The organism is Mesoterricola sp. MK458, assembly GCF_055384935.1.
Map to the genome: position 1 here is coordinate 66,386 of NZ_AP045075.1, position 24,617 is coordinate 91,002.

The following is a 24,617-nucleotide window of genomic DNA, read 5'->3' on the forward strand; positions in this document are numbered from 1 at the left end:
TTTGGCTCGAAGCTGGTACGGTTCGGCGGACGTTCTCGAGAAGGGGAATCCATGAGATCCACGTTTGGCAGCCCTGGAATCATCCTTTCCGGCTCCTTGCTGGCGTTGCTGACCGCGTGCGGGGGCGGGGGCAATACCCCCAACAACCGCTTGGCCGTCAACGCCCCTCCCGTGGCCACCGCCCCCGTGGCGAGCCCGGCCGACGACCCCATCCTCGAGTACAAGACCTACACCTTCACCACGACGGTCACGGACCCGGACCTGACCGACACCGTCACCAGCGTCACCTGGGACTTCGGCGACGGCACGGCGCCGGTGGTTTCCACCACGGCCCCCTTCACGGTGAACCACGTCTTCCTCGCGGCCAACACCGCCGACCGGGTGACCGCCACGCCCACGGACAACCACGGGCTTTCCGGCGCGCCGGCCGCGGCCACCTTCAACGTCGTCCAGGGCGTCAATCCCTTCACCCTGGTGGCGGGCACCTCCTCCACGGCCTCCAACGTCCCCCTGGGCGGCTCGACGACGCTCCACTTCCCCTTCTCCGTGACCTACGAGGGCTCGGGGACCGTCCCCACGGGCAATGTCACGTTCAATCCCGGCTATGCCGGGGCCACGCCGCTCACCACGTCCGTCACCACGGTGGGAACCCTGGATGGGGCCGTGAGCTGGGTGGCCACCGTGGTCTACCCCGCCGGCGCCTCCATCGGCGCCAGCTACGTCGCCAATCCGACCCTGACCGTGAGCGACAGCCTGGGCGTCCAGAGCCAGCCCATCGCCTTCCCCGCCATCACCTTCACCACCGTCTCGGCGGTATCCACGCCCCCCAGCATCGCCATCACCTCCCCGGCGGCCTCCTCCACCCAGATCTATGCCCTGCAGGCCGCCACCGTGGGCTTCACGGTGACCGACATCGGCCTCTACACCACCAACGTCACCGTCGACTGGGGCGACGGCACGGCGCCCTCCACCTACACCCTCCAGGGTCCGGGCCTGGCCACCGGCATGGCGCCGCCCACCACGCCCACGCACCAGTACGTCACCGCGGGCACCTACACCGTCACCGTCACGGCCGTGGACGGCCAGCAGACGGGCAATACCGCCACGCCCCAGACCCGCCAGTACGTGGTGCTGGCCAACGCCCTGCCCACGGCCACCATCACGACGCCCCAGGCGAGCGGCACCCTGCCGACCTTGGCCCAGGTGCAAAGCGTGATCCCCACGGCCATGGGGCCTGAGCTCACCCTCCCCGCCCTGGCGAAGTATCCCTCGGCGGTGGTGATCCCCCTCAACGGGCAGCTCAACTTCAACGGCACCGCCACCCCGTCCACCAGCGGCGAGCCGGTCACGGTGCGGTGGTCCTTCCCCGGGGGCAACCCTGGCTCCTCGACGACCCTCAATGCAGGCAGCGTCTCCTTCCCCGGGGTGGCCGGACAGATCGTGGCCTACCTCGTGGAGCTCAAGGCCATCGACACCTTCGGGCGCAACTCCAGCCAGGTGGGCACGGACCTCACGGGCCCCGCGGCCATGGCCTCCAACGGCCAGGACACGACGGCGTTCCGCAAGTGGGTCATCGTGGACGGCCTCAACACCAAGCAGTTCACCCTCAACCTGATGTATCGCCAGCTCACCGACGACAACGGCCCGGCCACCCTCGCCCCGGCGACCCTGGCCGCCAACGGCGCCGGCGCGACCATGCAGATCTTCCAGGACGGCCTCTCCAACACCTACTCCGTCCTTTCCGCCAATTCGGCCACCGTCACGGTGCCCGTGCGCGGGAACCTGCCCTTCTACATGAACCTGCCGACGTTCAACGGCAACGACCCCGTCAGCTACATGCTGCGCATCCCCAACGTGGCCGGGCAGGATCCCTCGCTCGAACTGCCCACCGCGCAGGGGGCCTCGAGCTTCGCCTTCGTGAACGGCAACCCCACCCTCTCCATCGTCACGGCCCAGGGCTTCGCGTCCGAGACCAGCTCCACCGCCCAGCGCCGGATCAACTGCTACATCTCCGGCGCCGAGGCCCCGGTGCCGGGCTACAACCCCTTCTACATGGTGCTGGGTGACAAACCCAACAATGACAGGTGGTTCGACCGGCTTTCGGTTCCCAAGACTGACCCCAACGCCATTCCCACCGCATTCGAGCTTCCCAACAGCATCGTCGGGCAGTTCGCGGGCATCCCCGCCTACCAGTCCTTCGCCGAGTGGCCCATCTACCTGATGACCGTCGAATCGGATTTCATGCCCTACACCCAGGGCGGCCCCAAGTCCTCCACGTCGCCCACCACCGCCGCCGGCACCTCCTCGACCCTGGGCTTCCGGCTCGACTACCCGGGCTACGCCACCGCCTCCGCCAAGCAGAGCGACACCTTCGGCGCGGTGGGCATGCAGGCCTTCCGGGTGCCCGCCTCCGCCCAGGATCCCTACGACCTCACCACCGCCAGCCCCAACTGGAACCAGGCCTCCTGCGTGTCGCCCCTGAATCCCCAGGTGGTGGACCCCTCGGTGCCGGCCTTCTTCAGCGGAATGATCTACAACGCCACCACCGCCAGCCCCGGCGGCGTGCAGGGCTTCCAGGTGCCCTACAACACCAACGACGTGGACCGCAAGGTCACCACCGCGGCGTCTCCGCGCAACCTTTCCAACCTCATGCAGGTGTTCAGCTACGCCGAATACATCTGGTCCTCGGTGTGGGTGCGTCCCCTGGTGCTCAACAACGCCCTGCTCTACTACGGCGACACGTACCCGGCCGGTCTGGCCACCTATCCCTTCTTCCGCCGCAGCCAGCCCACCGCCTGGCCCAAGTACGTGGGCAGCCCCGGGATCGTCCCGGACAACAGCACCTTCGACCTGACCGCCAATGGCGGGCCCGCCTTCAACGCCAAGTCGCCCGTGTCCAAGACCGGGACCCCGGACGACAAGGCCGTGGGCCGCTTCTTCTGGACCGCCTTCACGCCCTTCTACAATTCGGCCAACGGCGCCCTCATCACCCGCACCTGGCTGGCCGACGCGGCCGGGCTGCCCCCCACCGCCATTCCCGCCCCCGCCGCCGGCCAGGCCACCTCGGTCATCGGCCTCCTGCCGCCCCAGGACACCGCGGTGGACAAGCGGGGCAGGGACGCCAACGGCGTTCTCACGGGCAGCAACCTCGGGGGCTACCGCATCATGTGGTTCAACCCCACCAAGGATTCCACCGGCGCCGTGGTCCCCCCCGACTTCTGGGTGGTGGAGATCTCCGGGAACAATCCTTCAGGCCAGGGCAAGACCCACTTCATGCTGCCCGCGAACTACCCCGTGCCCGACACCTCCGGATCGCTCCTGGGCCAGTCCACCAGCGACCCCATCCTCACCGACGCCCGGGTGTACCTCCCCTCCAAGACCCTTCCCGGGGGGACGCCGGTGGACGGCGACTCCGTGGCTCCGGGCTACTGCTGGTTCGACGTGCCGCCCGAACTGCGGCCCACCTCCGGCACCGCCACGATCACCGTGTTCGCCCTCAAGTCCATCCTCAACAACAACCCGACGGGCACCTACCGGCCCCTGAACCGCACCGACTGGATCGACGCCATCAAGACCGCCACCGCCACCATCAGCGTCAAGACCACCACCGGCATCGACCTGGCCTACGTCCACAAGATCCCCTTCAACTTCGGGTGGGACATCGTGGTCGTCAACGGCGAGGCCACCCAGGTGGCACCCTGATTGCTAGCTCCCTGGACCGCGTCAATTCGCCGGCGCATCCCGACTCGTATGCATCCCCTCTGGTTCCCAACTCTTAAGGAGGACTCGTGAAGATCACAACAGTCCTGGTCGCAGCACTTTCCGCAGGGTCCCTCTTCGCCCAGACGCCGGTCCAGGCCCTGGACGCCCGGATCCAGGTGTTCGGGGAACTGATCCGGCCCACCTCCATCACCGTTCTGGCGGGCACCAAGGACCAGGCGGACAGCTCCGTCGGGGTGGGCATCCGCTTCATGGGCGAGATCGCCTCGGCCCGCAACTGGTACTACGAGGTCGGCGGGAAGCTGGACTCCTCCAGCCAGATGGCGCTCAATACCGGCGCCGTGGACCTCACCGACATCAAGATCACCCACAGCTACTGGTCCCTGGGCGCGGGCTACCTGGCGCCCCTGGGTTCCAACGTCTCCCTGGGCTTCCACCTGGAGGGCAGGGGCGAGGCCCTTTCCGCCCAGGGCGCCATCTTCCAGAACGGCGTCATCACCGGCCGCGTGGATGCCTCGAACACCTACCTGCGGCCCTGGGTCCGCGTGAGCCTGGACGGCAGCTGGCGCATGGGTTCCCTGCGCCCCTACGTGGGCGTCGACGTTTCCGGCACCCCCGTGAAGACCAGCCAGACCCAGCTCCAGGCCCTCAGCAGCATGGACAACCGCACCCTGCGCGCCATGGCGCCCCAGGTGGCGGGCTCATTCTACCTGGGCCTGCACTTCTAGGCCGTCGCCGCACCCGGGAAGCGGGCCTTCGGGCCCGCTTTCCTTTTTCGCACATCCCCTCACCGCCCCAGGACCCGCTCGACCTTCTCCAGCGCCCAGTCCAGCTGCTCGCGGGTGATGACCAGGGGCGGCGAAAGGACGACGACGGTGTCCCGCACCGCCTGGCACAGGAGCCCTTCGTGGGCGAGGGCCTCGCAGGCCCGCACGGCGTCGGGGTCCCACAGCTCCAGCCCGGCCCAGAGGCCCAGGCCCCGCACCTCCCGCACCCGGGGGTTCTCCATGGACCGCAGGCGGGCCAGGAAGTAAGCCCCCAGCTCCGCCGACCTGTCCGCGAGGCGCTCCTCCACCAGCACGTCCAGGGCCGCGGAGGCCACGGCGCAGGCCAGGGGGTTGCCCGCGTAGGTGGACCGGTGGGACCCGGGGGTGAGCAGGTCCATGACCTGGCGGGAGGCCAGGAAGGCGCTGGCGGGATAGAAGCCCCCGGACAGGGCCTTGCCGAGGATGGCCCCGTCGGGGCGGATGCCTTCGTGCTCGAAGGCGAACAGCTTGCCGGTGCGCCCCAGGCCGGAACGCACCTCGTCCAGGAGCAGCAGGAGCCCGTGGCGGTCGCAGATCTCGCGCAGGCCCCGCAGGAAGCCCCGGGGGGGAACCCGCAGCCCGGCCCGGCCCTGGATGGATTCCGCCAGGATGGCGCAGGTGCCGGGCCCCACGGCGGCGCCGGCCGCGGCCAGGTCGCCGTACGTCGCCAGGCGGAAGCCCGGGCCGAAGGGACCGAAGTCCTCCACGGCGTCCGGGTCGCAGGACAGGCCGGCGAGCGTCGTGGTCTGCCCGTGGTCGTTGCCCGTGAAGACGAGGATCTCGGCCTTTCCCGGAGGAATGCCCATGACCCGGTAGGCCCAGCGCCGCGCGGCCTTGAGGGCCACCTCCACGGCCTCGGCGCCGGTGTTCATGGGCACGGCGGCCTCGAAGCCCGTGAGGGTGCAGAGCTTCTCCAGGAAGGGCGGCAGGCGCGCGTGGCGCACCTCCTGCGTCACCAGGGAGAGCCGCAGGCACTGCTCCACCATGGCCGCGGCGATGCGCGTGTGGTTGTGGCCCTGGCTCACCGCGCCGTCCCCGCCGAGGAAGTCCATGAACCGGTTCCCCTGGAGGTCCCACAGGTAGACGCCGTCGGCCCGCAGGAACACCTGTTCCAGGGCACGGGGGCCGGGGGCTCCGTACCGCTCCTCCTGCTCCAGTAGATGACGGCCCAGCCCTGGATCCACCTTCATGGTCTAGCCTCCGTTCCCAGTTGTGTGCGCCGGGCGCGCCCATCGTTCCTTGCCGGGCCGGAGCGGGAATTTGACATTGAAAGCGCCACCGATGCTGCGAAAATTTCCAAAACACCCCAAGCGAGGAATCCCATGAGTGAATCCAATCCTCCCGAAAGCCTCTATGGCCAGGAGCCGGCGCCGCCCGCCGTGAAGGCCCCGGACCTCATGGAACAGCTGGTGGGTGTGTTCACCGAACCCGGCGCCCTTTTCACCCGCCTGGAGGCCACGCCGGTCTGGGGAGGCGCCCTGGCCCTCCTGACGGCCCTCAACACCGCGGTGGCGGTCCTGTGGGCCCGGAAGGTGGACGTGGACGCCATGCTGCGTCCCGTGCTGGAGGCCAACCCCAAGATCCCCGCCGAGTCCATCGACAACATCATCGCGGTGCAGAGCCGGATGATGCTCCCGTTCAGCGTCCTGGGCGGCCTGCTGGGCCTGGCCGTCGTGAGCCTGGTGCTGGCCCTGGTGTACTGGATCGTCGGCGCGTGGACCCATGAAGGCCGCAAGCCCACCTACCGGCAGGCCTTCTCCGCCACCATCGTCTCCAGCCTGGTGGGCGCCCCCAAGGCCGTCCTCCTGGGCATCGTCTGCTCCCTGAAGGCCATCGGCGGCGCCAAGCCCGACGCCCTCTCCCCCACGTCCCTGGGCTTCTACGTCGTCCCCGACAGCGTCAAGCTGCACGCCTTCTTCAACGCGCTCGACCTCTTCACGTTCGCGTCCATCCTCCTCATCTTCATCGCCACCCGGCGCACCATGCGCCTGAAGGCGTCCGGGGCCGCCATCTGCGCCGCCATCGCCGCGCTCCTGATGATCGCCCTGCCTGTCCTGGGAGCCCGCTAGCCATGGCCACCATCTCCATCCACCAGATGCCCATCCTCACCACCTTCGAGCCGCCCCCGGGCACGGAGATCGAACGCATCATCGGCCCCTGCTGGGGCATCACCGTGCGCTCCCGCAGCATCGTGGGGACGGCCTGCGCGGGCTGCCAGCAGGTCTTCGGCGGGGAGATCACCATGCTCACCGAGCTGGCCGGGGAGTCGCGCAACGAGGCCATGAACCGCCTGGAGCTGCACTCGCGCCAGATGGGGGCCAACGCCATCCTCGGGTTCCGCTTCGATTCCGGCGACCTCATGCAGAACACCAACGAGATCGTGGCCTACGGCACCGCCGTGGTCCTGCGCCCCAAGCCGCCCAGCGCGTGATCGACCGGGATCTCGCCCGGCGCATCGACCGGTTCAGCCGGCGTGCCCACTGGTTCCACCGCTTCGCCCACCACCCCCTGTGCGGCGCCTACCGCAGCGAGGTGGTGGCGCTGGGGCGAATGTGGGTCTGCAAGGGCTGCCTCCTGGCGGGGCTGGGCGTCCTGGCCGGGGGCGGAGCGGGCCTGGTCGCCCCGGTCGTGTCGCCCTGGGCCCCGCTGGCGGCCTGGGGCCTCCTGCTCCTGGCGCTGACCCGCGGGCGGCCGCCCAAGGCCGTCTCCCGCTTCCTGCCCGCGGCCCTGGGCGCATTCCTGGCGTTCCAGGGCCTGCGTTCCGGGCCGGCCGGGTGGGCCGTGGCCGGGGTTGTCATGGCAGGCGTGTTCGCCTTCATCCGGGCGTACCGCCACCGGGGCCCGGACCGGCGCGCCTGCGCGGCCTGCCCGGAGCGGGAGGGACCGGCCGTTTGTTCAGGCTTCCGGCCCATGGCCCGCCGGGAAAAGGCGTTCAGGCGTGTGATCCGGCGCTGGATCTGAGCCGATGCGCCGGGGGATGGTCAGAGCCGGTCGATGCGGATCTCGATCTTGCCGGCCTTTACCGTCGGCTTGGGGGCCTCCGGCTGGTGCCGTGGGGGTTCCGGCCTTCGCCGCGGCTCGGGGGCCGATTCCCGGCTTTCCCGTTCGGGGCGGTGGTCGGAGCGATGCTCCTTGTGGCCGTGGTCCCGGCGGGGCCGATCGGCGGGGGAGCGATCGCCGGAGCGGTCGCCAGAGCGGTCGGCAGAGCGGTCGGCAGAGCGATCGCTTGAGCGGTCGGCGGCGGGCGCGGGGGCCGGGGCGGGCTTGCCGGCCCAGGCGTTGCCCACCTGCTTGATGCGGTCCTGGAGGCGCTGGGGCTCGATGACCTGGATGCCGTCCCCGAACTGCATGGCCCAGCGGGCGATGGCCCGCAGGTCCGTGCCGACGAAGGTGACCTGGGCCTTGCCCTCCTCCAGCTCTTCCAGGGTGAACTCGGGGAAGGGTGCGGGGGCCTGGCGCACCGCGAAGATCCACTGCTTGAGCAGCAGGGCCTTCACGCGGATGGGCTCGCCGCCCAGCCAGCCGCCGATGAGGTTCGCGGGGGTGCCCTCCTTGTAGGGGCCCTGGGCCGCGCGGCCCATGCCCTCGACCGGTCCCACCTGGGCGATGAGGTCCAGGCGGTGGTGCCGCTCGGCGTTGTACCGGCGGTCCCAGCCCCACACGTACCACGCCTTGGCGAAGGCGTCGAAGATGAGCTGGCGGGGTTCGAAGGTGCGGGGCGGATTGGTCTCGGCGTCCTCGAAGAGCAGCTCCACGGCGGCGCCGTCCTGGATGGCCTGCAGCACCGCGCGGGCCTGGGCCGTGAGGAGGTCGTCGGCCGCGGGGGGGGCGGGGAGGACGGCGGGAACCGGGGCCGGTTCGGCCTCGACGGCCGGCGCGGCGGCGGCCCGGGGCTTGCGGCCGGCCTTCGGGGCAGCGGCCTTCGGGGCGGCGGCCTTCGGGGCGGCGGTGGCCTCGGGGGCGGCGGGGGTTTCAGTCACGACGGGGGCCGCGGCTTTCCGGGTCCGGGGCTTGACCGTCTTCGCTTCGGGGGCCGCCTCAGGCGTTCCAGCATCAGGGGCGGCGGCGACCTTCGTGGATTTTCGTGGGGCCATCAGTGGATTCTCCAGGTTCCATCATGGCGGGAAGCCGCGGCTCCGTCCACCAGCCTTAAATGCGCGTCCTGGGCGGTCCGAGCACCTGCTCGACCTCCTTCCGCACCTCCTCCAGGGAGGACTCGCCGTGGATGGCGATGAACAGGGCATCTTCGCCCGCCACGATGCCCGCCACGCCCTTGACGGTTGTGCGGTCCACCCGCAGGGCGAGGGCCTGTCCCAGGCCGCGGTGGGTCTGGAGCACCAGGAGGTTGGGGGCGGACGGGACCAGGGAGTAGGGCGGGGGGGGCTGGTTCACGCTGGGAACCCGCTGGTAGCGGCCCCCCCGCTTGCGGATGGAGAGCCGGGCCAGGCGCCTGGACAGGCTCCCCTGCGTCAGGGCGAAGCCATCCTTGGCCAGCAGGTCCAGAAGGGTCGCCTGGTCGGGTACGGCGTGTTCCGCCAGGATCCGGAGGATGACTTGATCAATGACGCGTTTTCCGGATTCGATCACTTCGGTTCCTCGATGGGAAGCCTTGGGCTCCGCCCAGGGCGATCCCCCCATGCGTGGTTGGAACGTGAAGGGATCTTGAACCAATTATGCACCAAGGAGGGATTGCTTCGATATTCGATTTAAAATTCAATTGGAGTATAAGGCATTTAGCGCGATTCGCCCTTGCGGCCCCATGAACCAGGCGGGATCAAAAATATGAAATTTATTTGATTTATGAAAATTATAAATGTAAACAAATAATCAATGTAAATTCATGACCTGGGATGCATGCGGTCGTACAGCGCCCGGAGACGCGTCTGGTGCACGTGGGTATAGATCTGGGTCGTGGAGATGTCGGCGTGGCCGAGCATCGACTGCACGGCCCGAAGGTCGGCGCCGTGGTCCAGGAGGTGGGTGGCGAAGGCGTGGCGCAGCACGTGGGGACTCACGGACTCGGGCCGGATGTCCGCCTTGAGCGCGTAAGCCTTCAGCAGGCGCCAGAACTGCTGGCGGGTGAGCGCCTCTCCCCGCCGGCCCACGAACAGCGTGTCGTCCTGGGGCTTGAAGGAGGGGCGCAGGGCCAGCCACCGCCGTACCCAGTCCTCGGCGCTCTCGCCGAAGGGGATCAGGCGTTCCTTCCGGCCCTTGCCCATCACCTTGAGGAAGCCCTCGTCCAGAAAGACCGTGAGCCCGGAAAGGCCCGCCAGTTCGGACACCCGGAGTCCCGAGGCGTAGAGGAGTTCGATCCAGGCGCGGTCCCGGACGCCCAGGGGCACGTTGGGATCCGGGGCGGCCAGGAGGGCTTCCACCTGGCTCTCCGACAGCGTCCTGGGCAGGATGCGCGGAGGCCGCGGCGGCCGCACCACGGCTTCGGGACCCGCGGCGCCCTCGCCCTCCATGCGCAGGAAGCCCAGGAACTGGCGGAGCGCGGAGGACAGCCGCGCGATGCTCCGGGCCGCCTTGCCCGTGGACTGCTGGGAGACGAGGAAGGACGTGACGCGGTCCCGGTCCAGGTCCGAAGGCGGCCATTGCGCTTCGGTGGCCCATTTGGCCAGGTGCTGGAGGTCGGAAAGGTAGCCCGCCACGGTGTGCCGGGAGAGTCCACGTTCCACCGCGAGGAAGACTTCGAACTCGCGCAGGGACGTGCTCCACCCTAGGGGCCAGCCCCTTTCGGGGACGGGAATCTGGACGGGTCGAGGCATGCCATCCAGTCTAGCCGCTTGGCATTCCTGGAAAGCCATGCTAGCCTCGTCAGGTTCTAAGGAGAGACCATGGCTGAAATCCGCAAAAAGGTCATTGCGATCATCGCCGAGCAGCTTGCCAAGCCCGAGGATTCCATTTCCGAGAACAGTCACTTCGTTGACGATCTCGGCGCGGACAGCCTGGACACGGTCGAGATCATCATGGCTATCGAAGAAGCCTTCGGGATCGAGATTCCCGAAAGCGAGCAGGAAAAGATCCGTACGGTTGGCGACGCCATCTCGTACATCGAAAAGAATGCCAAGGCCTGATCAATCCTTGGGAACCATCCCGGCGCCGCAGAACGAAAAGTCCTGCGGCGCTTGCCGTTAGAAATTTTCAGGCGGGCGTCCCAGCCTTCCCGTTTCCGGTGAAACGGAGAGGTTGACGGGCCCTTGCCTGTGGCATCCTTGTCATCTGAGGTGAGGCCATGAGCACCATTCAGCGCAGGCGCGTCGTCATCACGGGCATGGGGACCGTCAACCCCTGCGGCAACACCGTCGCCGAAACCTGGGAAAACCTGCTGGCGGGACGGAGCGGCATCGGGCCCGTCACGAAGTTCGACGTCACCGACTACGCCTGCAAGATCGCGGGCGAGGTGAAGGGCTTCAACGCCGACCTGTACATCGACCGCAAGGAACAGAAGAAGATGGATCTGTTCATCCAGTACGCCATGGCCGCGTCCCAGGAGGCCATGAACGATTCGGGCTTCGGCGAGCTTTCCAAGGCGGAGCGGGAGCTGTTCGGCATCTCCATCGGTTCGGGCATCGGCGGCCTTTCCACCATCTGGGAGGAGGCCAACGGCTACCGGGGTCCCCGGCGCACCAGCCCCTTCTTCATTCCCAGCCTCATCATCAACCTCGCCTCGGGCTTCGTGAGCATCAAGTACGGGCTCCAGGGCCCCAACGCGGCCATGGCCACCGCCTGCGCCACGGGCACCCACGCCATCGGCGACGCGGCCCGCCAGATCATGTTCGGCTACGCCGACCGCATGCTCGCCGGCGGCAGCGACTCCGTCATCAACCCCCTGGGCGTGGGCGGCTTCGGCGCCATGCGCGCCCTGTCCACCCGCAACGACGCCCCCACCGAGGCCAGCCGGCCCTTCGACAAGGGCCGGGACGGCTTCGTCATGTCCGAAGGCGCGGGCGTGGTGGTCCTCGAGGAATACGAGCTGGCCAAGGCCCGCGGCGCGAAGATCTATGCCGAGGTCTGCGGCTACGGCATGAGCGGGGATGCCCACCACATCACCAGCCCCAGCGAGGACGGCGACGGTCCCCGGCGCGTCATGGCCGCGGCCATCAAGGACGCCGGCATCGTCCCGGAGCAGGTGGGCTACGCCAATGCCCACGGCACCTCCACCCCCGCGGGCGACCGCATCGAATGCTCGGCCCTTCGGCAGGTGTTCGGGGCCCACGCGGCCAAGCTCAAGGTGAGCTCCACCAAGTCCATGACCGGCCACCTCCTGGGTGCGGCCGGCGGCCTGGAGACCATCGTGTCGGCCCTGGTGGCCAGCACGGGCCGGATCCCGCCCACCATCAACGTGGTGAACCAGGACCCGGACTGCGACCTGGACGTCACGGCCAACGCCCCGGGCACCTTCGACGGCGAGTACGTCCTGAACAACAACTTCGGGTTCGGCGGCACCAACGGGTGCCTCGTCCTGCGGAAAATTTAGCCTAACTGTTCAGCTGGGCCCCGACGATCGCATCGGAAGATTGCTTTCCTCCGCGGGGCGGAGGAAAGCGATCGTCCGGCACGATCGCTGGAATACTGTTGAACGGAAACATTTAGCTTGCCATTGCGGGGGATTTGAAGGAATTTGGTCCCATCAAGGTGAAAGTCACACATTGAGGGGGGCCCATGTTCCAGCTTTCCACTGGCAGGATGCTCGCGGTTGCGGCTTTTCTTTGCGTCCCCCTGCGGGCCGGGGACTACGACCACCTCTTCGACGTGGTCAAGGACGTGTGGCCGGAACGCACGGTCGCCATGGCCATCTGCGACAAGGACGCCAGCCAGATGGAGCTCATCGACCTGGCCGACACGGCCAAGGCCCGCAACATCTCCCTGCTCATCGTCGACCTGCGGGAGGAGAAGGACTACAACAAGACCCTGGCCGGCGCCATGTCCCGGAACCCCGGGTTCGTCTTCATCGTCGATGGCGATCCCCTGCTGGGCGCCAAGGGGCGGCTCACCGCCCGCATGATCTACCGCGCCTCGGGGCGGGACATTCCCACCGTCGGGTTGTCCCAGGGCCTGCTCCAGCTGGGCGCGGTGCTCACCACCGGGCCGGGCGCCAAGGATCCCGTGTACGCCAGCAAGGAGACTGCCGAGCGCCTGAAGCTCCCCCTCCCCGCCGGCGCCATCGATCCCGCCGTGAAGAAAAAGGGCAAGTAGCGTTCGCCAATTGTTCGCTCCGTGTAGAATGGGGCCATGGCCGCCCCGATTCCCTTCAAGCTCCATGCGCCCTACGAGCCCGCGGGTGACCAGCCCGAGGCCATCGCCCAACTGGTGCGCGGCATCGAGGCCGGGGACCGGTGGTCCACCCTCCTGGGGGTCACGGGCAGCGGCAAGACCTACACCATGGCCTCCACCATCGCCCGGCTCCAGCGGCCGGCCCTGATCTTCGCGCCCAACAAGACCCTGGCCGCCCAGCTGTTCTCGGAATTCAAGCAGTTCTTCCCCGAGAACGCGGTGGAGTACTTCGTCAGCTACTACGACTACTACCAGCCCGAGGCCTACGTCCCCGAGCGGGACCTGTTCATCGACAAGGACGCCAAGATCAACGACGAGCTCGAGAAGCTGCGGCTCTCGGCCACCCGCAACCTGCTGGAGCGGCGGGACACCATCGTGGTGGCCTCGGTGTCGTGCATCTACGGCCTGGGCGACCCGGGCAGCTACCTGAACCTTTCCGTGAACCTGCGCCGGGGGGGCACCCGGGACCGGGCGCTGCTCCTGCGGGACCTGGTGGCCATCCAGTACGCCCGGAACCAGATGGCCTTCGAGCCCGGGGTGTTCCGGGTGCGGGGCGACGTGGTGGAGGTGTACCCGGCCTACGAGGACACCGCCTACCGAATCGAGCTCTTCGGCGACGAGGTGGAGCGCCTCAGCCGCATCGACCCCCTGCGGGGCGTGGTCCTGGAGACCCTGGACGAATTGACCATCTGGCCCAAGAGCCACTACGTCACCCCCGAGGACAAGCTGCGGGAGGCCATCCGCGAGATCAAGGCGGAACTGGAGGAGCGCGAGGCCTACTTCCGCGCCGAGGGCCGCATCGTGGAACTCCAGCGCCTGCACCAGCGCACCATCTACGACATCGAGATGATGAAGGAGATGGGCTACTGCTCGGGCATCGAGAACTACTCCCGGTTCCTGGACGGGCGCAAGCCCGGCGAACCGCCCCACACCCTCCTGGACTACTTCCCCGAGGATTTCGTCCTGTTCATGGACGAAAGCCACGTGGCCACCGGCCAGCTGCACGGCATGTTCCTGGGGGACCAGTCCCGCAAGCGGACCCTGGTGGACTACGGCTTCCGGCTTCCCGCGGCCCTGGACAACCGGCCCCTGCGCTTCGAGGAATTCGAGTCCCGGGTCAACCAGCTGGTGTTCGTGAGCGCCACCCCCGGCGACTACGAGCTTGCCCAGAGCGGCGGGGTGGTGGTGGAACAGGTGGTGCGGCCCACGGGCCTGGTGGACCCCCTGGTGGAGGTGCGCCCCGTGGGCACCCAGGTGGACGACCTCCTGGAGGAGATCCGCCAGGTGGTGGCCCGGGACGAGCGGGTGCTGGTCACGGTGCTCACCAAGAAACTGGCCGAGCAGCTCACGTCCTACTATCAGGAACTGGGCATCAAGGCCGAGTACCTCCACAGCGAGATCGACACCCTGGAGCGGGTGGAGCTCCTGAAGAACCTCCGCCGGGGCGTCTTCGACGTGCTCATCGGCATCAACCTCCTGCGGGAGGGCCTGGACCTGCCCGAGGTGAGCCTCGTGGCCATCCTGGACGCGGACAAGGAAGGCTACCTGCGCAGCGCCCGGAGCCTCATCCAGACCATCGGCCGCGCCGCCCGCAACGTGCGCGGGAAGGCCATCCTCTACGGGGACCGCATGACCGACTCCATGGAGAAGGCCATCGGCGAGACCGGGCGCCGCCGCCAGAAGCAGCTGGACCACAACGCCCTCCACGGCATCACCCCCGAGACCACCAAGCGCCTCCTGGACGACGTCATGGGCGAGGCCCTGGCCCGGGAGTTCATCAACGTCCCCAAGGAGGACCAGGCCGCGGAGGAGCCGCTGCTCTACCTCACCGACAAGGAGTTCGAGCGGGAGGTGGGCAAGCTGGAGGCGAAGATGAAGGCCCATGCGGGCAAGATGGAGTTCGAGGAGGCGGCCAAGCTGCGGGACCGGATCCTCAAGGCAAGGCGGGAGCGCCTGGTTTCATAGGTTTGGATCGAATCTATGGGCAGGGGTGGCTTATACCCGATCGGCTCGGTGCATGGTGCACCTAAGGACGGTTCTTTGGCATAGCACGTACGCGCTGCGCCACGAAGACCAGACAAAAAAATGAAACGCTGGGACGCAGAGGACTCGCTGGGGCGCTGGGGGCTCAGTCTCTGGCGTCAATGATTCTGGGTGATGCTTGGGTGGGGGTAATCATCCCCCGGGGGTTTTTCCCAGGTGAGTGGCATGGGACCCGCCGAAAGGACCTGCCGTCAGGCGCTCCAAGATTCACTTGCTTTTCCCAGCGCCCCAGCGAGCCCTCAGCGCCCCAGCGTTTCATCTTTTCCATGGTCTTGCCGAATCGCCACGGGCAGGCCGGTCACAGCTTCAATCCTATCCATGCCATCGTGTCGCCGGGTCGAAAATCCCGGTTCACGAGGCATACGCCATGAGCACAACCTAACTATTCATTGGGCCTAGGATGCTCTGACCCCTTCCTAGTCCATGCGATAGTTCGGCGCTTCCTTCGTGATCATCACGTCGTGCGCGTGGCTCTCCCGGAGCCCCGCACTGCTGATCTGCACGAACGTGGCCTTGTCGTGGAATTCCGGGATGGTCCCGGCGCCCACCAGGCCCATGCCGGCCCGCAGGCCGCCGACGAGCTGGCCCACCAGGTCGGTCATGCGGCCCTTGTAGGGCACCTGGCCCTCGATGCCCTCGGGCACGAGCTTGGCGTCGTCCTTGCCGTCCTGGAAGTAGCGGTCCTTGGACCCGGCCTTCATGGCGCCCATGCTGCCCATGCCGCGGTAGGACTTGTAGGTGCGGCCGCTGTAGAAGATGGTTTCGCCGGGGGCCTCGTCGGTGCCCGCGAAGAGGCTGCCGATCATGACGCTGTCGGCGCCGGCGGCCAGGGCCTTGGCCACGTCGCCGGAGAACTTGATGCCGCCGTCGGCGATGCAGGGCACGCCGAATTCGCGGCAGGCCCGGGAGGCCTCGTGGATGGCGGTGATCTGGGGCATGCCCGCCCCGGTGACGATGCGGGTGGTGCAGATGGAGCCGGGTCCGATGCCCACCTTGACGGCCGAGGCGCCGGCTTCGCACAGGTCCCGGGCGCCCTGGTAGGTGGCCACGTTGCCGGCGATGATCGGGGTGTCGGGCAGGGCCTGCCGCAGGGTGCGCAGGGCCGCGAGGACCCCTTCGCTGTGGCCGTGGCTGCTGTCCAGGCACAGCACGTCCACCCGGGCCGCCACCAGGGCCTTGGCGCGGTTCAGGAGATCGGGCCCCACGCCCACCGCCGCCCCCACGCGCAGGCGCCCCTGGGCGTCCTTGCAGGAATTGGGGTATTCGGTGGACTTCTGGATGTCCTTGACGGTGATGAGCCCGCGCAGAGCGCCTTCATCGTCCACCACCAGGAGCTTTTCGATGCGGTGCTTCTGGAGGATGGCCCGGGCCTCCAGGAGCGTGGTGCCCACGGGAACCGTCACCAGGCGGTCCTTGGTCATGATCTCGCGCACCGGCAGCTCCCACCGGGTCTCGAAGCGCAGGTCCCGGTTGGTGAGGATGCCCACCAGCTTGCCGTTCTCCACCACGGGCACGCCCGAGATGCGGAACTTGGCCATCATGGCCTCGGCCTCGCGGATGGGGGCGTCGGGGCGGATCACGATGGGGTCGGTGATCATGCCGCTCTCGCTGCGCTTGACCTTGTCCACCTCCTCGGCCTGGCGCTCGATGGAGAGGTTCTTGTGGATGATCCCGATGCCCCCCTGCTGGGCCAGGGCGATGGCCAGCCTGCCCTCGGTGACGGTGTCCATGGCGGCGGACAGGAGGGGGATGCCCAGTTTCACCCCCGCGACCAGGGTGGACCCGAGGTCCACCTGGTTGGGGTGCACGCTGGAGCGTCCGGGAACCAGGAGCACGTCGTCGAACGTCAGCGCCTGGACAAGTGGCAAGGTGAGCATGGGGGCCTCTCTTCTGGAGTTCGCGGCAGCGGAACCTTGCACGACAGGATCGCATGGAATCGCCGTGATCGCAGTCTCAGAAAAAAACGAGAGGCCCCCTGAAAAAAACCCTTCATTCAGAACTTTTCGCCCACGGGTTCGAACCAGGCCTGGGGCTTCATGCAGACGGGGCAGGCCTTGGGGGCGGCCAGGCCCTCGTGGATGTGGCCGCATTCCATGCAGCGCCAATAGATCTTCTCGCCCCGCTGGAAGACGGTGCCGTTGACCACGTGGTCGAGGAGGCGCTGGAAGCGATCCTCGTGCTCCTTCTCCACCTTGGAGATCCATTCGAAGGTGCGGGCCACGTCGTTGAAGCCCTCCTCCTTGGCGATGCGGGCGAACTCGGGGTAGAGGGCGGACCACTCCTCGTTCTCGCCGCTGACCGCGGCCCGCAGCTGGGCGGCGGTGTCGCCGGCCACCACGGGGTAGCCCGCGGTGATCTCGAGGCCCGAGGGGGCCAGCTTGGCCAGGTGGGCGTAGAAGAGGCGGGCGTGCTCCTGTTCGTTGCGCGCGGTCTCCTCGAAGATGGCCGCCACATGTTCCATGCCCTCGGCGCGGGCGATGCGGGCGGCGAAGGTGTAGCGGTTGCGGGCCTGGCTTTCGCCGGCGAAGGCCTTGAGCAGGTTCTTTGCGGTCTTGCTGTCCTTGAATTCCATGATGACCCCCGGTCAGTTGCGGCCCCGGGTGGATGAAAGACCCATTGGTTTCCGTCCTGGGGCCGCGGGTTGAAAGGTGATGTCACGAGTCTAGCGTCAAGGCGAACGACCAAGGGATGTAACCTGCGACACACCCGCCCCAAAGGAGACCTATCGCTCTTGATTATGGCCCTTTTGAAGAATAAACTCACCGTTGTGCGAAGCGGTCCGTTCTGGCCCAAAAGGCCCTGCTTCTCCAAAAGTCCCATATCCACGTCGGACAAGTCTTAACGACACACGTAGGAGGAAGGCCATGGCCGAACGACGCATGGTTACCGTAGACGGTAACGAGGCGACAGCATCCGTCGCGCATCGCTTGAATGAAGTGATCGCGATCTACCCCATCACCCCGTCTTCCAACATGGGCGAGTGGTCCGACGAATGGAGCGCCGCGGGCCGGAAGAACATCTGGAACACGGTTCCCGCCGTCGTCGAGATGCAGTCCGAAGGCGGCGCGGCCGGCGCGGTGCACGGCGCCATGCAGGCCGGGGCCCTCACCACGAGCTTCACGGCCTCCCAGGGCCTCCTGCTCTTCATCCCCAACATGTACAAGATCGCGGGCGAGCTCACTCCCTTCGTGCTCCACGTCACGGCCCGCACCCTGGCCGCCCACGCCCTGTCCATCTTCGGCGACCACGCCGACGTCATGGCCTGCCGGCAGACCGGCTTCGCCATGCTGAGCTCCGACAGCGTCCAGCAGGCCCACGACTTCGCCCTGATCTCCCAGGCCTCCACCCTGAAGAGCCGGGTGCCCTTCGTGCACTTCTTCGACGGGTTCCGCACCTCCCACGAGGTCTCCAAGATCGAGATGCTCAACGACGAGGACCTGCGCAGCATGGTCACCGACGGCATGGTCGAGGACTACCGCAGCCGCTGCCTGACCCCGGACAAGCCGGTGGTCCGCGGCACCGCCCAGAACCCCGACACCTTCTTCCAGGCCCGCGAGGCCTGCAACGGCTTCTACAACGCCACCCCCGCCATCGTGCAGCAGGAGATGGACCGCTTCGCCGAGCTGACCGGCCGCAAGTACCACCTCTTCGACTACTACGGCCACCCCGAGGCCGAGCGCGTCATGGTCATCATGGGCTCGGGCGGCGACACCGCCACGGAATACGTGGACTGGGCGCTGGCCAAGGGCGAGAAGATCGGCGTCCTGCAGGTCCGCCTGTTCAGGCCCTTCTCCATCAAGCACTTCGTCCAGGCGCTGCCCCGCACCGTCAAGGCCATCGCCGTGCTGGACCGCTGCAAGGAACCCGGCGCCATCGGCGACCCCCTCTACCTGGACGTGGTCACCGCCCTGCGCGAGGCCGCCGACGAGGGCATCAGCCCGTTCGCGACGGCTCCCAAGGTCGTGGGCGGCCGCTACGGCCTCTCCTCCAAGGAGTTCAACCCCTCCTGCATCAAGGCCATCTATGACGAGCTGGCCAAGTCCAGCCCGAAGAACCACTTCACCGTCGGCATCGTCGACGACGTCACCATGAGCAGCCTGCCCATGGACCTGGACTTCGACATCGAGCCCGAGGGCGTGAAGCGGGCCATGTTCTATGGCCTGGGCTCCGACGGCACGGTGGGCGCCAACAAGAACTCCATCAAGATCATCGCCGAGGAAACCTCCAACTACGGGCAGGGCTACTTCGTCTACGACTCCAAGAAGGCCGGCGCCATCACCATCAGCCACCTGCGCTTCGGGCCCAAGCCCATCCGCTCGGCCTACCTGATCCGCAAGGCCAACTTCATCGCCTGCCACAACACGTCCTTCCTGGACAAGTACGACATGCTCAGCGCGGCCGAGCCCGGCGCGACGTTCCTGCTGAACACCCCCTTCGGCAAGGACGAGGTCTGGGACTCCCTGCCCAAGGAAGTGCAGGCGGCCATCGTCGCCAAGAAGCTGAAGTTCTACGTCATCGACGCCTTCGAAGTGGCCCGCAACACGGGCATGGGCGTGCGCATCAACACCATCATGCAGACCTGCTTCTTCGCCATCTCCGGCGTGCTGCCCCGCGAGGAGGCCATCGCCCAGATCAAGAAGGCCATCAAGAAGACCTACGGCAAGAAGGGCGAGGCCGTGGTCAAGAAGAACTTCGAGGCCGTGGACACCACCCTGGTCCACCTCCACCAGGTCCAGGTTCCCGCCGGTGTCACCGCCACCCGCGTCATGCCCCCCACCGTCAGCGCCGAGGCTCCGGACTTCGTCCAGCGCGTCACGGCCATCATGATGCAGGGCAACGGCGACCTGCTCCCCGTCTCCGCCTTCCCCGTGGACGGCACCTGGCCCTCCGCCACCACCCGGTGGGAAAAGCGCAACATCGCCCTGGACATCCCCGTGTGGGACGAGAAGATCTGCATCCAGTGCAACAAGTGCGCCCTGATCTGCCCCCACGCCGCCATCCGCCCCAAGGTCTACGAGCCCAGCTGCCTCTCCGGCGCGCCCGAGACTTTCAAGTCGGTGGACTACAAGGGCGCCGACTTCAAGGGCTCCAAGTACACCATCCAGGTGGCCCCCGAGGACTGCACCGGCTGCGGCATCTGCGTCGCCGTCTGCCCCGCCAAGGACAAGAGCAACCCCAAGCACAAGGCCATCGACATGACCCCGCAGGCTCCCCTGCGCGAGGCCGAGGCCGCGAACTTCAAGTTCTTCCTGAACCTGCCTGAGCCCGATCGCACCTCCCTGAAGTACGACGTCAAGGGCAGCCAGTTCATGGAGCCCCTGTTCGAGTTCAGCGGCGCCTGCGCCGGCTGCGGCGAGACCCCCTACATCAAGCTCATGACCCAGATGTTCGGCGACCGCGCCATGATCGCCAACGCCACGGGCTGCTCCTCCATCTACGGCGGAAACCTGCCCACCACGCCCTACACCGTCAACAAGGACGGCCGCGGTCCCGCCTGGGCCAACAGCCTGTTCGAGGATAACGCGGAGTTCGGCCTGGGCTACCGCCTGGCCCTGGACAAGCACAACCAGCAGGCCCTCGAGCTGCTCCACGTCCTCGCCGGTTCCATCGGTGACGAACTGGTGGCCGGCATCGTGGCCGCCGACATGTCCAGCGAGGCCGGCATCAAGGCGCAGCGCGAGCGCGTCGCCATCCTCAAGGACAAGCTGGCCTCCATCGGCACCCCCGAAGCCAAGCGCCTGGCCATCCTGGCCGACTACCTGGTCAAGAAGGCGGTGTGGATCGTGGGCGGCGACGGCTGGGCGTATGACATCGGCTACGGCGGTCTCGACCACGTGCTGGCTTCCGGCCGCAACGTGAACATCCTGGTGCTCGACACCGAGGTGTACTCCAACACCGGCGGCCAGGCCTCCAAGTCCACCCCCATCGGCGCTTCCGCGAAGTTCGCCATGGCCGGCAAGGCCCTGCCCAAGAAGGACCTGGGCATGATCGCCATGAGCTACGGCAACGTCTACGTGGCCAAGGTGGCCATGGGCGCCAAGGACATGCAGGTGGCCAAGGCCTTCGTCGAGGCCGAGAGCTACGATGGTCCGTCCCTGATCATCGCCTACAGCCACTGCATCGCCCACGGGTTCGACCTGGTCCAGGGCTGCGAGCAGCAGAAGCTGGCCGTGGATTCCGGCCACTGGCCGCTGTTCCGCTTCGATCCCCGGCGCGTGGCCGAGGGCCAGGGCCCGCTCCAGATGGACAGCCCGGCTCCCAAGGTCGACCTGGCCTCCTACATCCTGAACGAGACCCGGTTCCGCATGGTCCAGCAGCAGAACCCCGAGCACTTCAAGCACCTGCTCGCCATGGCCCAGCGCGAGGTCACCAACCGCTATGCCACGTATGAGAACCTCGCCAACCTGACCATGCCGGTCAAGACGGTGGAGGAGTAGAACCTGGTTGCGCCGGCCGTTCCAGGCCGACACCGATCATTTCCGGTGTCGGCCCAGGGCGGCCGGTGGTCTAATCTGAGTCACATTTCTTCTCGAGGTTCGGCATGAACATGAAGACCACCTACCTTGGTTTGCAGCTGGACCACCCGGTCATGGCCGGCGCCTCGCCCCTCGGGGCGGACCTGGACGCCGTGCGAAGGCTGGAAGACGCCGGCGCCGCCGCGATCACGCTGCCCTCCCTGTTCGAGGAGCAGATCACCCGGGAGGAGTCCGGGACCCTATACGACCTGGACGGCCACGCCAACTCCTTCGCCGAGGCCACGTCGTACTTCCCCACCGTCGACGAGATGACCCTGGGCCCCGAAAGCTACCTGAACCAGCTCGTGCGGGTGAAGGCGGCCGTGAAGGTCCCCGTCATCGGCTCCCTCAACGGCATCACCAACTCCGGCTGGCTGGACTACGCCCGCAAGATGGAGCAGGCCGGCGCCGACGCCCTCGAGCTCAACATCTACTACCTGGCCACCAATCCCTTCGAGACCGCCGACATGGTCGAGAAGCGCACCCTCGAGATCGTGCGCACGGTCAAGGCCAGCGTGAAGGTCCCCGTGGCGGTCAAGCTCTCGCCCTTCTTCTCCAGCCTGGCCCACTTCGCCAAGGTCCTGGAGGGAACCGGCGCCGACGCCCTGGTGCTCTTCAACCGCTTCTACCAGCCCGACCTGGACATCGAGAACCTGGAGGTCGTCCCCGCCCTGCAGCTCTCCTCCAGCTCCACCCTGCGCATGCGCCTGCGCTGGCTGGCCCTGCTCTACAGCCACATCTCCACGCCCATGGCCGTCACCGGCGGCGTGCACACCGCCGAGGACGCCGTGAAGGCCACCATGGCCGGCGCCACGGGCATCCAGGTGGTCTCCGCCACCCTCAAGCACGGTCCCGAGCGCATCACCGAGATCCGGGACGGCCTGGCGGCCTGGATGGAGGAGCACGAGTACGAGTCCCTGGAGCAGATGCGGGGATCCCTGAGCCTCATGAAGTGCCCCAACCCCCAGGCCTTCGAGCGCGCCAACTACATGCGCGTCCTGGCGGGCTGGAAGGCCTAGGCCTTCCACTTCCACGGAAAAGGGCCGGCATCGCCGGCCCTTTTCCGTGGAGGCCGAGGCCTACCACTTGTTCAGGTGGATCAGCTCGGGGCGGTACCGGTCCTCGGATTCGGGAGACTCCGCGGGGTGGCCGATGGGGATCAGCGCGAAGGGGATCACCACCTCGGGCATGTCGATGAGCTTGCGCAGGGGTTCGATGCGGTCCTCGCGGGGGTGCACGCCCACCCACACGGCGCCCAGGCCCTTGGCGTGGGCGGCCAGCAGCAGGTTCTGGGTGGCGGCGGCGCAGTCCTGCACCCACATGCCGGGGTGCTTCTCCTGGCGGGGGTCGCCGCACACGAGCACCGACACGGGGGATTCGCTGATCATGCCGGCGTAGGGGTGGAAGTCGGGAATCTTGTCGAGGATCTCCCGGTCCGTGATGATCAGGAAGTGCCAGGGCTGCTCGTTGCCGGCGCTGGGAGCGTGCATGGCCGCCCTGATCAGCTCCCGCACGATGTCCAGGCTCACGGGCCTGGGGGTGAAGGCGCGGATGCTTCGTCGGGTGTTGAGGGCTTCGAGGGCGTCCATCAGAACTCCAGAGGTGGGGAAGGAAGAACATCATACGCCCGCGGCCCTGGATTTTCAGTCGATCTTCTGGGCTAGACTGGAAGCCGTGCACGCCCCCATGGCGGAATGGCAGACGCAGGCGACTTAAAATCGCCCTCCAGGAATGGAATCCCGGTTCGACCCCGGGTGGGGGCACGCACGGTGGCGCGCTGGCGGGTTCCTGTAGAATCGAGAGGATCGCAATTCACAGGGGGCCGTCATGAACCAATCCCTTGCCAGGATCCTGGGTCTTTCCCTGGCCGCCGCGGGGTGCGCCGGCGCGGAGGAACCCGCCAAACCCATCCAGGACAACTCTTTCCTGGTGGAAGAGGCCTACAACCAGGAAGCGGGTGTGGTCCAGCACATCAGCACCTTCAGCCGGAACCGGGTGACCCGGGACTGGGTCTACACCTTCACCCAGGAGTGGCCGGTGCCGGACGTCAAGCACCAGCTGAGCTACACCCTGCCGTACCAGCGCATCCAGGTCGCCCCCGACGGGCGTTCCGCCCTGGGGGACGTGCTGCTCAACTACCGCTACCAGCTCTTCGGGGACGGCAACGCGGCGGTGGCGGTGTCCCCGAGGTTCTCGCTGGTGCTGCCCACCGGCGACGAGCGGCAGCTGCGGGGGAGCGGGGCCGTGGGCTACCAGGCCTTCCTGCCCGTGAGCGTGGCGCTCAGCCCGTCCCTGGTCACCCACTGGAACCTGGGCGCCACCTGGACCCCCGGCGCCCGCAACGCCGCCGGCGAAAAGGCCGACCTCACCACCTGGTCCATGGGGCAGAGCTTCATCTGGCTGGCCCACCCCAACGCCAACGCCATGCTCGAATTCGCCTTCTCCAGCGGCGAGACCGTGGCCGGACCCGGACTCAAGGGCCGGGTGGACGCCTTCTTCGTGAGCCCGGGGGTGCGCTTCGCCATCAACTTCAAGAACGGCCTCCAGATCGTGCCGGGACTGGCCTTTCCCATCGGCGTGGGCCCCAGCAAGGGGGAGAATTCCGTGTTCTTCTACCTGAGCTTCGAACACCCCATGTGGACGCCCCGCAAGTAGGGCCCTAGCACCGTTGGGTACTTTCGGTTTCCGGTGATGTCGCGAAAGAAACGCTCAACACTCGCTCTGGCCTGCTCTTGGAAAGGGCCTTGGAACGGGTCGTCGAAGGCCGTCCTGATCCCGTCATCGAGGCGGTTCGAAACGAAAAGCCTTGTCGGTGCGCCCGGAAAGCCGGGGCGAGGAGGATGGATGACATAGAAACCTGAAACCTCGCAATGGGACCCGGCGGGTAACCACCCCCGCCTGGCAAAGCTGGCCAGCAGCCAGAAGCGAGTCTTGCGTAGGGTGTGGGTGACCTGCCCTGCGAAGCGTAGACAGCGAGCGAATAGGCCGTGTGATGGAGCCTCGAAAGATTTAGAGCGCGGGAGCCGACGTCGTCGACAGCACGGAAGGCCGCACCGTAGGGTCGTAATGGCCTGACCCGAGGGTCCCGCCGGGGTCGAAGAGCAGGGCATGTTCGCAGGGGGTCCCCCCAGGAACCGGGGAGGCCCTGCCGTTTCCGCCTGGAACCGTGGTTAGGGACGCCACAACCCAAACAACCCTGGCCTGGACGGGGGGCACCGACCCGATCAGGAGCGAACAACCGGATGCGAAGGCGGTA

At 67.4% G+C, this 24,617-nt stretch carries 19 protein-coding genes and 1 tRNA gene; 13 read left to right on the plus strand and 7 right to left on the minus strand.

Going from position 1 to position 24,617, the window contains the following annotated elements; all coding sequences use genetic code 11:
* Nucleotides 1-51 precede the first annotated feature (51 nt).
* Both ACZ5LB_RS00270 and ACZ5LB_RS00275 read left to right on the plus strand, forming a co-directional pair.
* Nucleotides 52-3,702, plus strand: coding sequence for a hypothetical protein (locus ACZ5LB_RS00270; protein ID WP_464604164.1), 3,651 nt, complete (start codon nucleotides 52-54; stop codon nucleotides 3,700-3,702).
* 86 nt (nucleotides 3,703-3,788) lie between these two features.
* Nucleotides 3,789-4,448 carry a hypothetical protein gene (locus ACZ5LB_RS00275; protein WP_464604165.1) on the plus strand — a complete coding sequence of 220 codons (660 nt, stop codon included), beginning with the start codon at nucleotides 3,789-3,791 and terminating at the stop codon, nucleotides 4,446-4,448.
* A 59-nt stretch (nucleotides 4,449-4,507) separates the two neighbouring features.
* Here the strand turns inward: ACZ5LB_RS00275 and rocD are convergent, their stop codons facing one another.
* Nucleotides 4,508-5,716 carry an ornithine--oxo-acid transaminase gene (gene rocD, locus ACZ5LB_RS00280; protein WP_464604166.1) on the minus strand — a complete coding sequence of 403 codons (1,209 nt, stop codon included), beginning with the start codon at nucleotides 5,714-5,716 and terminating at the stop codon, nucleotides 4,508-4,510.
* Nucleotides 5,717-5,848: 132 nt separating this feature from the next.
* Between rocD and ACZ5LB_RS00285 the strand changes: the two genes are divergently transcribed.
* From ACZ5LB_RS00285 to ACZ5LB_RS00295, 3 genes are read left to right on the plus strand one after another with little or no spacing between them, the layout of a single operon-like run.
* Nucleotides 5,849-6,595, plus strand: coding sequence for a YIP1 family protein (locus ACZ5LB_RS00285; RefSeq protein ID WP_464604167.1), 747 nt, complete (start codon nucleotides 5,849-5,851; stop codon nucleotides 6,593-6,595).
* 2 nt (nucleotides 6,596-6,597) lie between these two features.
* Nucleotides 6,598-6,957: a YbjQ family protein gene (locus ACZ5LB_RS00290; RefSeq protein WP_464604168.1), complete on the plus strand. Its 360-nt coding sequence runs from the start codon at nucleotides 6,598-6,600 to the stop codon at nucleotides 6,955-6,957.
* The gene (locus ACZ5LB_RS00295; RefSeq protein WP_464604169.1) at nucleotides 6,954-7,487 is read left to right on the plus strand and encodes a hypothetical protein; all 534 of its coding nucleotides are present in this window, start codon (nucleotides 6,954-6,956) and stop codon (nucleotides 7,485-7,487) included. The genes ACZ5LB_RS00290 and ACZ5LB_RS00295 overlap by 4 nt, the downstream gene beginning before the upstream one ends.
* Nucleotides 7,488-7,507: 20 nt before the next feature.
* On the opposite strand, the gene ACZ5LB_RS00300 is transcribed toward ACZ5LB_RS00295, so the two are convergent.
* The 3 genes from ACZ5LB_RS00300 to ACZ5LB_RS00310 all read right to left on the minus strand — a co-directional run bounded on the left by ACZ5LB_RS00300 (nucleotide 7,508) and on the right by ACZ5LB_RS00310 (nucleotide 10,294).
* Nucleotides 7,508-8,620 (minus strand): helix-turn-helix transcriptional regulator, encoded by a 1,113-nt coding sequence (locus tag ACZ5LB_RS00300; RefSeq protein ID WP_464604170.1) that lies wholly within the window; start codon nucleotides 8,618-8,620, stop codon nucleotides 7,508-7,510.
* 55 nt (nucleotides 8,621-8,675) lie between these two features.
* Nucleotides 8,676-9,113 carry an arginine repressor gene (locus ACZ5LB_RS00305; protein ID WP_464604171.1) on the minus strand — a complete coding sequence of 146 codons (438 nt, stop codon included), beginning with the start codon at nucleotides 9,111-9,113 and terminating at the stop codon, nucleotides 8,676-8,678.
* Nucleotides 9,114-9,364: 251 nt separating this feature from the next.
* On the minus strand, nucleotides 9,365-10,294 hold the full coding sequence (locus ACZ5LB_RS00310) for a tyrosine recombinase (protein WP_464604172.1): 930 nt from the start codon (nucleotides 10,292-10,294) through the stop codon (nucleotides 9,365-9,367).
* Between the two features lie 69 nt (nucleotides 10,295-10,363).
* Here ACZ5LB_RS00310 and acpP point away from each other — a divergent pair, with 69 nt between their 5' ends.
* The 4 genes from acpP to uvrB all read left to right on the plus strand — a co-directional run bounded on the left by acpP (nucleotide 10,364) and on the right by uvrB (nucleotide 14,768).
* Nucleotides 10,364-10,603 (plus strand): acyl carrier protein, encoded by a 240-nt coding sequence (gene acpP / locus ACZ5LB_RS00315; RefSeq protein ID WP_243334161.1) that lies wholly within the window; start codon nucleotides 10,364-10,366, stop codon nucleotides 10,601-10,603.
* A 167-nt stretch (nucleotides 10,604-10,770) separates the two neighbouring features.
* Nucleotides 10,771-12,006: a beta-ketoacyl-ACP synthase II gene (fabF, locus tag ACZ5LB_RS00320; RefSeq protein WP_464606352.1), complete on the plus strand. Its 1,236-nt coding sequence runs from the start codon at nucleotides 10,771-10,773 to the stop codon at nucleotides 12,004-12,006.
* A gap of 185 nt (nucleotides 12,007-12,191) precedes the next feature.
* Complete coding sequence (locus ACZ5LB_RS00325; RefSeq protein ID WP_464604173.1) at nucleotides 12,192-12,725, plus strand: hypothetical protein; 534 nt, start codon at nucleotides 12,192-12,194, stop codon at nucleotides 12,723-12,725.
* Nucleotides 12,726-12,761: 36 nt separating this feature from the next.
* Nucleotides 12,762-14,768 (plus strand): excinuclease ABC subunit UvrB, encoded by a 2,007-nt coding sequence (uvrB, locus tag ACZ5LB_RS00330; protein WP_464604174.1) that lies wholly within the window; start codon nucleotides 12,762-12,764, stop codon nucleotides 14,766-14,768.
* A 494-nt stretch (nucleotides 14,769-15,262) separates the two neighbouring features.
* Here the strand turns inward: uvrB and guaB are convergent, their stop codons facing one another.
* Nucleotides 15,263-16,723: an IMP dehydrogenase gene (gene guaB, locus ACZ5LB_RS00335; protein WP_464604175.1), complete on the minus strand. Its 1,461-nt coding sequence runs from the start codon at nucleotides 16,721-16,723 to the stop codon at nucleotides 15,263-15,265.
* A 116-nt stretch (nucleotides 16,724-16,839) separates the two neighbouring features.
* Nucleotides 16,840-17,418, minus strand: a complete 579-nt coding sequence (gene rbr / locus ACZ5LB_RS00340; protein ID WP_464604176.1) for a rubrerythrin — start codon at nucleotides 17,416-17,418, stop codon at nucleotides 16,840-16,842.
* A 292-nt stretch (nucleotides 17,419-17,710) separates the two neighbouring features.
* On the opposite strand from rbr, the gene nifJ reads away from it, so the two are divergent.
* Nucleotides 17,711-21,283, plus strand: a complete 3,573-nt coding sequence (nifJ, locus tag ACZ5LB_RS00345) for a pyruvate:ferredoxin (flavodoxin) oxidoreductase (RefSeq protein ID WP_464604177.1) — start codon at nucleotides 17,711-17,713, stop codon at nucleotides 21,281-21,283.
* A 104-nt stretch (nucleotides 21,284-21,387) separates the two neighbouring features.
* On the plus strand, nucleotides 21,388-22,380 hold the full coding sequence (locus tag ACZ5LB_RS00350) for a dihydroorotate dehydrogenase-like protein (protein WP_464604178.1): 993 nt from the start codon (nucleotides 21,388-21,390) through the stop codon (nucleotides 22,378-22,380).
* Nucleotides 22,381-22,440: 60 nt separating this feature from the next.
* On the opposite strand, the gene ACZ5LB_RS00355 is transcribed toward ACZ5LB_RS00350, so the two are convergent.
* On the minus strand, nucleotides 22,441-22,950 hold the full coding sequence (locus ACZ5LB_RS00355; protein WP_464604179.1) for a nitroreductase family protein: 510 nt from the start codon (nucleotides 22,948-22,950) through the stop codon (nucleotides 22,441-22,443).
* A gap of 91 nt (nucleotides 22,951-23,041) precedes the next feature.
* Here ACZ5LB_RS00355 and ACZ5LB_RS00360 point away from each other — a divergent pair.
* Nucleotides 23,042-23,124: transfer RNA gene (locus ACZ5LB_RS00360), tRNA-Leu, on the plus strand.
* A gap of 64 nt (nucleotides 23,125-23,188) precedes the next feature.
* The gene (locus ACZ5LB_RS00365; protein ID WP_464604180.1) at nucleotides 23,189-24,016 is read left to right on the plus strand and encodes a transporter family protein; all 828 of its coding nucleotides are present in this window, start codon (nucleotides 23,189-23,191) and stop codon (nucleotides 24,014-24,016) included.
* Nucleotides 24,017-24,617: the final 601 nt, after the last annotated feature.